The sequence below is a fragment of the Microcystis flos-aquae FACHB-1344 genome, from assembly GCF_014698375.1.
Taxonomy (GTDB): Bacteria; Cyanobacteriota; Cyanobacteriia; order Cyanobacteriales; family Microcystaceae; genus Microcystis; species Microcystis aeruginosa.
The window spans coordinates 1-8007 of sequence record NZ_JACJSW010000179.1 but is presented as its reverse complement, the minus strand read 5'-3'; the positions used below and the strand labels follow the sequence as shown (position 1 = coordinate 8007).

General features: G+C 41.8%; 9 protein-coding genes and 1 pseudogene. 5 read left to right on the top strand and 5 right to left on the bottom strand.

What is annotated here, in order from left to right; genetic code table 11:
- Positions 1-185: 185 nt before the first annotated feature.
- The 4 genes and pseudogenes from H6G48_RS17300 to H6G48_RS17285 all read left to right on the top strand — a co-directional run.
- A pseudogene (locus tag H6G48_RS17300) lies at positions 186-386 on the top strand (polyhydroxyalkanoate biosynthesis repressor PhaR); the annotation flags it as partial.
- A gap of 113 nt (positions 387-499) precedes the next feature.
- The gene (locus H6G48_RS17295; RefSeq protein WP_002744166.1) at positions 500-808 is read left to right on the top strand and encodes a DUF4164 family protein; all 309 of its coding nucleotides are present in this window, start codon (positions 500-502) and stop codon (positions 806-808) included.
- Positions 809-921: 113 nt separating this feature from the next.
- Positions 922-1218 (top strand): polyhydroxyalkanoate biosynthesis repressor PhaR, encoded by a 297-nt coding sequence (locus tag H6G48_RS17290; RefSeq protein ID WP_190722650.1) that lies wholly within the window; start codon positions 922-924, stop codon positions 1216-1218.
- Positions 1219-1331: 113 nt separating this feature from the next.
- Positions 1332-1649 (top strand): polyhydroxyalkanoate biosynthesis repressor PhaR, encoded by a 318-nt coding sequence (locus H6G48_RS17285; RefSeq protein ID WP_190722649.1) that lies wholly within the window; start codon positions 1332-1334, stop codon positions 1647-1649.
- 62 nt (positions 1650-1711) lie between these two features.
- Here H6G48_RS17285 and mnmE read toward each other — a convergent pair whose 3' ends face one another.
- Complete coding sequence (gene mnmE / locus H6G48_RS17280; protein ID WP_190722648.1) at positions 1712-3085, bottom strand: tRNA uridine-5-carboxymethylaminomethyl(34) synthesis GTPase MnmE; 1374 nt, start codon at positions 3083-3085, stop codon at positions 1712-1714.
- A gap of 53 nt (positions 3086-3138) precedes the next feature.
- Between mnmE and H6G48_RS17275 the strand changes: the two genes are divergently transcribed.
- The gene (locus tag H6G48_RS17275; protein WP_190722651.1) at positions 3139-3672 is read left to right on the top strand and encodes a DUF2062 domain-containing protein; all 534 of its coding nucleotides are present in this window, start codon (positions 3139-3141) and stop codon (positions 3670-3672) included.
- 398 nt (positions 3673-4070) lie between these two features.
- Here H6G48_RS17275 and H6G48_RS17270 read toward each other — a convergent pair whose 3' ends face one another.
- From H6G48_RS17270 to H6G48_RS17255, 4 genes are all read right to left on the bottom strand, one after another.
- Complete coding sequence (locus H6G48_RS17270) at positions 4071-4256, bottom strand: tetratricopeptide repeat protein (protein ID WP_341275514.1); 186 nt, start codon at positions 4254-4256, stop codon at positions 4071-4073.
- Between the two features lie 146 nt (positions 4257-4402).
- Positions 4403-4660 carry a ParE family toxin-like protein gene (locus H6G48_RS17265; protein WP_002737575.1) on the bottom strand — a complete coding sequence of 86 codons (258 nt, stop codon included), beginning with the start codon at positions 4658-4660 and terminating at the stop codon, positions 4403-4405.
- Complete coding sequence (locus H6G48_RS17260; protein ID WP_079209776.1) at positions 4638-4859, bottom strand: hypothetical protein; 222 nt, start codon at positions 4857-4859, stop codon at positions 4638-4640. Before H6G48_RS17260 ends, H6G48_RS17265 begins: the two co-directional genes overlap by 23 nt.
- A 72-nt stretch (positions 4860-4931) precedes the next feature.
- Positions 4932-7781, bottom strand: a complete 2850-nt coding sequence (locus H6G48_RS17255) for a tetratricopeptide repeat protein (protein WP_190722647.1) — start codon at positions 7779-7781, stop codon at positions 4932-4934.
- Positions 7782-8007 lie beyond the last annotated feature (226 nt).

The following is an 8007-nucleotide window of genomic DNA, read 5'->3' as shown; positions in this document are numbered from 1 at the left end:
TAATGTACCGCAAGTCCTTCGTCATCGCTCTGCCTATCTAAATGGTTGCCTTTTTTAACTTTTTTATTGAGTTCATTAAGCATTTCTACTTATTACAAAGGTGAGATGCTCCCGGACAAGAGGACAAGAGGACAAGAGGACAAGAGGACAAGAGACAAGAGGACAAGAGACAAGAAGTCGAGGGTGAGCGCTTGACAAAAGTAGAAATAGGATTAACCGATCTCAAAGGGGATATTAAAGTGTTAGACGGGAAAATTGAAGGCATCGACAATCGGCTCATATCGGTAGAGGGAACCAAAAAAAATCAGGTCTGGACATTGATTATCCTTTTGGGAAGTGCCATTATTACGGCCGGATGGAAAGTATTTTTTTCCAGTAATATCTGATCTTTCTAATTCTCAACAAGACTACAGTTAACCGCTCCTGAAAGAAAATTTTCTTAAAGCCTAGACTTAAGATAAAATTATATCCAACCAGATGCAGTATAGGAGTTTACCAAATGTCTAACGAAACTGTTACTTATTCCCTAGAAGCTGTCCTCACAAGGATTGAGGGAAAGATCGACTCGCTTGAGAAGCGGGTTAACGAAAGATTTGACAAGGTAGAAGATCGGTTAACCAAACTAGAAATAGGAGTAACTGATCTCAAAGGTGATATTAAAGTGTTAGACGGGAAAATCGAAGGCATCGACAATCGGCTCATATCGGTAGAGGGAACCCAAAAAAATCAGGTCTGGACATTGATTATCCTTTTGGGAAGTGCCATTATTACGGCCGCTTGGAAAGTATTTTTTTCCAGTAATATCTGAGTTATCTAATCCTCAACAAGACTACAGTTAATCGCTCCTGAAAGAAAATTTTCTTAAAGCCTAGACTTAAGATAAAATTATATCCAACCAGATGCAGTATAGGAGTTTACCAAATGTCTAACGAAACTGTTACTTATTCCCTAGAAGCTGTCCTTAAAGAAATTAAAGACAGTATCAAGGAAGTTAGTCAAAAATTCGATAAGATTGATGAGCGCTTGACCAAAGTAGAAATAGGAATAGCCGATCTCAAAGGTGATATTAAAGTTTTAGACGGGAAAATCGAAGGCATCGACAATCGGCTCATATCGGTAGAGGGAACCCAAAAAAATCAGGTCTGGACATTGATTATCCTTTTGGGAAGTGCCATTATTACGGCCGCTTGGAAAGTATTTTTTTCCAGTAATATCTGAGTTATCTAATCCTCAACAAGACTACAGTTAATCGCTCCTGAAAGAAAATTTTTTTAAAGCCTAGACTAAGATAAAATTATATTCTAACCAGATGCAGTATAGGAGTTTACCAAATGTCTAACGAAACTGTTACTTATTCCCTAGAAGCTGTCCTTAAAGAAATTAAAGACAGTATCAAGGAAGTTAGTCAAAAATTCGATAAGATTGATGAACGGTTTGATCGATTAGATAATCGCTTAACAAAACTTGAGATAGGACAAGCAGATATCAAAGGGGATATTAAAGTTTTAGACGGGAAAATTGAAGGCATCGACAACCGGCTAAAATCAGTGGAAGGAACCCAAAAAAATCAGGTCTGGACATTGATTATCCTTTTGGGAAGTGCCATTATTACGGCCGCTTGGAAAGTATTTTTTTCCAGTAATATCTGAGTTATACAATCCTCAACAAAACTACAGTTAACCCAACACAGTTGACCAAATTTCCTCATTGCTTATTTACCAATACAAAAACGGCGAAAAATGCGATCGAGTACCGATTCAGTTACTTCTTCGCCGGTAATTTCTCCTAAAGCTTGAATGGCAGTACGCAGATCGATCGACCAAAAATCAAAAGGCAAATTTTCGTCAATTGTTTTTTTGACCTGTTCCAAAGCAATTTTCGCCCTAGTTAAAGCGGCCGCCTGTCGTTGATTAATGGCTAAATCCAAATTAGCCGCCTGTAGTTCTTGATTTTGGACAGCATTAATAATAGTTTTTTCTAAGTCTTCAATCCCCTGATTTTGGACGGCGGATAGCTTGACAACTCGCTCAATTTCTGCTGGGTAAATTACCGTTTCTGGATTAACCAAATCAATTTTATTAATCACTAAAATTAATCGGCGATCGCTGACAGAGCGATAAATTTCCTCGTCTTCCTGGGTCCATCCTGACTCTGCGGAGACGGTTAAGAGAACTAAATCAGCAGACCGGGCCGTTTGACGGGAACGTTCCACCCCAATTTGTTCAACTCGATCGCTGGCCGAGCGAATTCCTGCCGTATCGAGGACTTGTACGGGGATTCCCGCCACAACTAGCTGAGATTCGACAATATCGCGGGTAGTGCCGGGTAAATCGGTGACAATCGCTCGATCGCTCCGACTCCAAGCATTTAACAAACTGGATTTACCCACATTCGTCCGCCCCACGATCGCCACTTTCAGACCACTACGCAGCAATTCCCCGCGCTCGGCGGTGGCCAAAATTAAATTTACTTGACAAAAAACCTGTTCTATGCTATGGAGAATCGCCTCGCAATCCAAGGGCGGTAAATCCTCTTCAAAGTCAATACGGGCCTCAATTTCGGCCAAAATATCGAGACAGGTGGCACGCAAATGGCGGATCGGTTGAGCGAGTTTCCCCTGTAAACCAGCGAGGGCAAATTGTGCCGCTTGGGGAGAACGCGCCCCAACGAGATCGACAACGCTTTCGGCTTGAGTTAGGTCAATTCTGCCGTTAAGAAAGGCACGCAGGCTAAATTCCCCCGCTTGGGCCAAACGCGCCCCATTTTCTAGACATAACTGTAACACCTGTTGTACGGGCATAATGCCGCCATGACAGTGAAATTCCACCACATCCTCGCGGGTGAAAGAGCGGGGAGCCAACATGAGCAACAGTAAAGCTTCATCGATAATTGCTTGACTTTGGGGATGCCGGATATAACCGTAGAGAAGACGATGACTTTGCCATTTTTGACGATTGCGGGTATGAAAAAGCCGACGAGCGATCGCCACTGCCTGACTACCGGATAAACGGACAATACCGATACTACCCTGTTCCGGAACGATCGCCGTAGCGATGGCGGCGATCGTATCCCCTGTGTTTAACATCTCTTAATCACTCCTTGCTAAAATTGAAGTCAGGATCAATTTTGTCAGCATTTATGCCCGAAAATATGCGTTCACGGTCATTAAAAGCGAAAAATAAAGGGAATAACCTAGTTAATCGTCTGACGCGCTCCTGTCGCTACTGGTGGGTTCGCTTGGTGCGATTACAGGGACATCCGATCGAAATCGCTCGCGGGTTAGCGGTGGGGGTGTTTTCTGGGGCTTTTCCTTGGATGGGATTACAGATCATTATTGCGATTTTTTTAGCTTTCTGTGTGCGGGGCAATAAAATTGCGGCAGCAGCAGCCACTTGGGTGAGTAATCCTTTTACCTATATTCCCCTGTTTTTGTTTAATTATAAATTGGGAGAATTGTTTTTAGGTCAAGGAAATCAAGCGATCGATAGTCGTATTTTTGCCTCTAACCAAAGTTGGGCGGAAAATTGGGCAAGTTTGAGCGGTGAATTTTTATTAACGCTATTTTTTGGCAGTTTGATTACAGGTCTGTTGGCGAGCATTATCACTTATTTTGTTAGTTATCGTCTCCTCAGTCAATGGCATCACCGGCGACAAACAAGGAGAAAACGCTGATAAATTGTCACCGTTCGGGGGGGACAAAATCTGGTAATCTAAGAGGCATCGATCAGAAGCACCTACGGTAATCCCATAATAAGTCTAAACTGTTATTTGAATGATTGAATGAATACTATGATTGTGTTGTATTCAGCAAGTCTTCATCAATGATCAATTATAGTCCATCCCATAATCCCATAATAAGTCCAAACTATGATTGAAATGATTGAATGAATACTATGATTGTGTTGTATTCAACAAGTCTTCATCAATGATCAATTATAGTCCATCCCATAATCCCATAATAAGTCTAAACTATGATTGAAATGATTGAATGAATACTATGATTGTGTTGTATTCAATAAGTCTTCATCAATGATCAATTATAGTCCATCCCATGGTCAAATTGATCACAGTTAAGACGATGGATGTTGCTGTTGTCGCAGCGTTTGTAAATTTTCCCGAAATATTATTGTATTAGGATGATTCTCCCCTAAAGCTTGCTCGGCTATGTCTAAAGCTTGCTGGTAGAGTGGTTCAGCTTCCGCGTACCTTCCTTGAGAGTGGTAGAGTTTTGCTAAATTATTAAGATTTTCAGTGATATTGGGATAGTTATCGCCTTCAAAAATTTCTGGACAGTATTTTTTTTGATTTGCCAGAAATTCCTGTGAGGTAACTTCAGTAAAATAAATATTGGTGGATAATATTGCGAAATTCTTTAGGATCTAGCATGGTTAATTTTCTCCTTCTATTTAATTAACTCTTCATACTCATCATGAGAACCAATCCAAAACCAGTAATAATCTTCACCTTTTTTCAATGCTAAAGCTCTATAATTCTCAGTTATTCGGACTGACCAGACATTTTTCCCTACTTTCTTGAAATGTAATGATCGATGGAAAACATTACTAATCCAGAGACGATAGGCTTTTTTTGCCTGTTGCTTAATGTAGGGAGGTAAGTTGGCATAACATTGCCAAAAATCAGGAGTTGTTAAGGATTTCATCTAAAGGCTTAACTTGATTTTTACTGATATCATTGTTGACTTTTTGTAATAGTCGATCGAGTTTCCCTGATTCGAGATCGTTTTTTATCTGTTTGTCCCAACTATCATCAAGATAGTCTTGTAACCAAGCTGATAATTGATGGATTTCTTCGTCAGGCAACTGGAGAATCGCGGATTCAATATCTTTGAGTGTAGTCATGATTGTTTGGTTGATTGAAGGTGATTGTATTATTTTATATTGTTGTATTATCGGATGGGTTAATAACCCATCCTACGGGAGCGACTCTAAGTTTTCCCGAATCCTAACAGTAGTAGGATGATTCTCCCCTAAAGCTTGCTCGGCAATTGCTAAAGCTTCTAGATAGAGGGGTTCAGCTTCTTCGTACTTTCCTTGGGAATTGTACAATCTTGCTAAATTGTTGAGGGATCGTGCCACATCGGGATGATTGTCTCCTAATAGTCGTTTAAACAATTCTAATGCTTGTAAATAGAGAGGTTTTGCTTCTTTGTACTTTCCTTGAGAATAATACAATTTTGCTAAATTGTTGAGGGAAGTTGCCACAAGGGGATGATTGTCTCTGAAGAGTCGTTTATACAAATCTAAAGCTTCTAGAAAGAGAGGTTCCGCTTCTGTGTACCTGCCTTGGGAATCGTACAATCCTGCTAAATTGTTGAGGGAAGTTGCCACATCGGGATGATTGTCTCCTAAGAGTCGTTTTCTCAAATCTAATGCTTCTAGAAGGAGAGGTTCTGCTTCTGTGTACCTGCCTTGGGAACTGTACAATAATGCTAAACCATTGAGGGAACCTGCCACATCGGGATGATTGTCTCCTAAGAGTCGTTTACACAAATCTAAAGCTTCTAGATAGAGAGGTTCTGCTTCTGTGTATCTTCCTTGGGAACTGTACAATAATGCTAAACCATTGAGGGAAAGTGCCACATGGGGATGATTGTCTCTGAAGAGTCGTTTATACAAATCTAATGCTTCTACAAGGAGAGGTTCTGCTTCTGTGTACCTGCCTTGGGATTGGTACAAGTTTGCTAAATTGTTGAGGGAACCTGCCACATCGGGATGATTGTCTCCTAAGAGTCGTTTTCTCAAATCTAAAGCTTGTAAATAGAGGGGTTCTGCTTCTTCGTATCTTCCTTGATATTTATACAATAATGCTAAATTGTTGAGGGAAGTAGCAAACTGCGGATGTTCTTCACCTAAAGTTTGTTTCTCAATTTCTAGACATTTTAAACGCAAGGATTCTGCTTCTTTGTACTTTCCTTGGGAACAATATAATTCTGCTAAATTGTTAAAAGAAGTAGCAACATCGGAATGTTCTTCTCCCAAACGGCGGCGAGTTACTGCTAGACATTGCTTAAACCAAGGTTCAGTTTGTTCGTAGAATCCTTGCCCATAATAGAACACTCCCAATCCTTCAAAAGACGGAATTAAATCCTCATCCTCCAGCCATTGTTCTAACTTTGTTGCTGATTCCGCAATATGGGGAATAGATAGGGCGACAGCTTCTATTTGCTCCTTGGTGGGAGTCTCAGGAATAGTCTTTGCCTCCTCAACCATACCCCGACAAAAGGAGCGTTTCAACTCATCCCCATCCTCTCGCAGTGCTAACTTAGCTTGAAAAAACTGTCGCACTAACGGATGAAACTGATAAACTTCTCCTTCTACAGCTTGCAACAGATGAAGGTTAAGTAATTGCTCCTCTCTAATATCTTCCAACTCCTCCTCATCCTCAGCAGACAAACACCGCTCTATCACCAACCGCCAAGGAATAGGAGCCAACGCAAAGAGACTGAGAAAACACCCTAAATCCCGCGCTGGCTGATTTAACTCATCCCAACTCACCTCAAAAGCTGCCTCTACCCCTCTTTGCGCCGTCATATCTCCCGAAGGATTCTGCAAAGCAGACAACTGTAAACCCTTATCTATCAACTGCTGCTGCATCCTTGCCAATGTCCAATTATTACGCCGCTTGAGGAAACGCCCCACCAATTCCAACCCTAAAGGCAAATAACCCAGCCACGCACATAACCCCTTCCCTACCTCTAATTCAGCTTGCAGACGCGACGCACCAATCAGAGATTCCAGTAAAGCAAGGGCGGCTGATTCGCTTAAAACGGGTAAGCGCAACTGCTCAAACGATGCCGCCAGCCAATGTTGCCGAGTTGTAATCAATACCTTAAATCGTTGTTCTTGGGGAGGCAAATAATCTTGGATTTCCTCATACTGATGCACATCATCTAAAATTAGCAGTACATCCCCCGGCGGTTGCCATCTCGCCCAACAATAATCCAATTGCCCCCGCAAATTCAAATCTTCCGGGGGAAACAAACCCAACAGCGACTTAGCAAAATTTAATAGTTGTACCCCCACTGTTTCCCCTTGTACCCCTACCCAGCAAATACCGCCGGGATAAGTCGATTTTTTCTTATGATATAGCGCATACTGGAGTGCTAATTCTGTCTTGCCGACTCCTGCCATTCCCGTAACGACGGCGGTAATCGCAATTCTTTCTTGTTGCTGTAACTGGTGGTGCATTTGTACCATTGCATCTTCACGCCCCACGAAATTAACCGCCCCAGTACGCGCCTTGGCTAAATTATGGGGAACTTCTGCCCCCGGATAATCCACTCGCTGCGGCGTAATACGTTCAGCAGGGGAAAGACTGACTCCCGGAAAGCCCGGTGCTTGCGTCGGTTTTGCCCTCTCCTGCAATGCGGCTAAAACCACATCCTTCGCCTCAGCTTCCGAAAGATTAACCACGTCTGCATAAACAATCTGTTGCCACAGCCCCTTAATTTCGCATTCTGAGACACGAATGGGGATTAAAGTTCTTTTTTGACCTGTGGGATCTTGAGCGAAAGCTGCCGCCCATTCTGGATGGGTATAGAGCGCATTTAAGTAGTTATTGGAGAGAACAGCGAGCGTTTTTTCAGCTTGAACAGTCGCATTCTGCATTTCTAAGACAAAATTACTGCCGGGGCGAAAATCCCAAGCTTGAATAATGACAGAATAACCCGCTTCTTCGAGTATCCACGCAATCCATTCTGCCCACTGCTTATCACGCCCATTATAGCTGACAAAAAATTGCTTCTTCATCTGTTCTATCATTGATACATCTCTCCTAGCGAGGGGGTGGAAGGAACCACTCCAGACACAAAGGACACAAAGATCGATCCTATGTAAGTTAAACTAGACCTCTTGCATAATTTTTTTATGGTATAATGGAGGGTTTTGCTTTTTTCTCAATTCTTAGATTGAAGTGGAAAAAAGAATAAAATGTGATCTTAGGTCAGGAAATCATCTATAATTTTGCTATGTTTATTAGCAAAATTAT

Coding starts and splice junctions, on each gene's coding strand:
- H6G48_RS17295 (WP_002744166.1), top strand. CDS start 500: ATGTCTAACGAAACTGTTACTTATTCCCTAGAAGCTGTCCTCACAAGG.
- H6G48_RS17275 (WP_190722651.1), top strand. CDS start 3,139: ATGCCCGAAAATATGCGTTCACGGTCATTAAAAGCGAAAAATAAAGGG.
- H6G48_RS17285 (WP_190722649.1), top strand. CDS start 1,332: ATGTCTAACGAAACTGTTACTTATTCCCTAGAAGCTGTCCTTAAAGAA.
- H6G48_RS17260 (WP_079209776.1), bottom strand. CDS start 4,859: ATGACTACACTCAAAGATATTGAATCCGCGATTCTCCAGTTGCCTGAC.
- H6G48_RS17255 (WP_190722647.1), bottom strand. CDS start 7,781: ATGATAGAACAGATGAAGAAGCAATTTTTTGTCAGCTATAATGGGCGT.
- H6G48_RS17290 (WP_190722650.1), top strand. CDS start 922: ATGTCTAACGAAACTGTTACTTATTCCCTAGAAGCTGTCCTTAAAGAA.
- H6G48_RS17265 (WP_002737575.1), bottom strand. CDS start 4,660: ATGAAATCCTTAACAACTCCTGATTTTTGGCAATGTTATGCCAACTTA.
- mnmE (WP_190722648.1), bottom strand. CDS start 3,085: ATGTTAAACACAGGGGATACGATCGCCGCCATCGCTACGGCGATCGTT.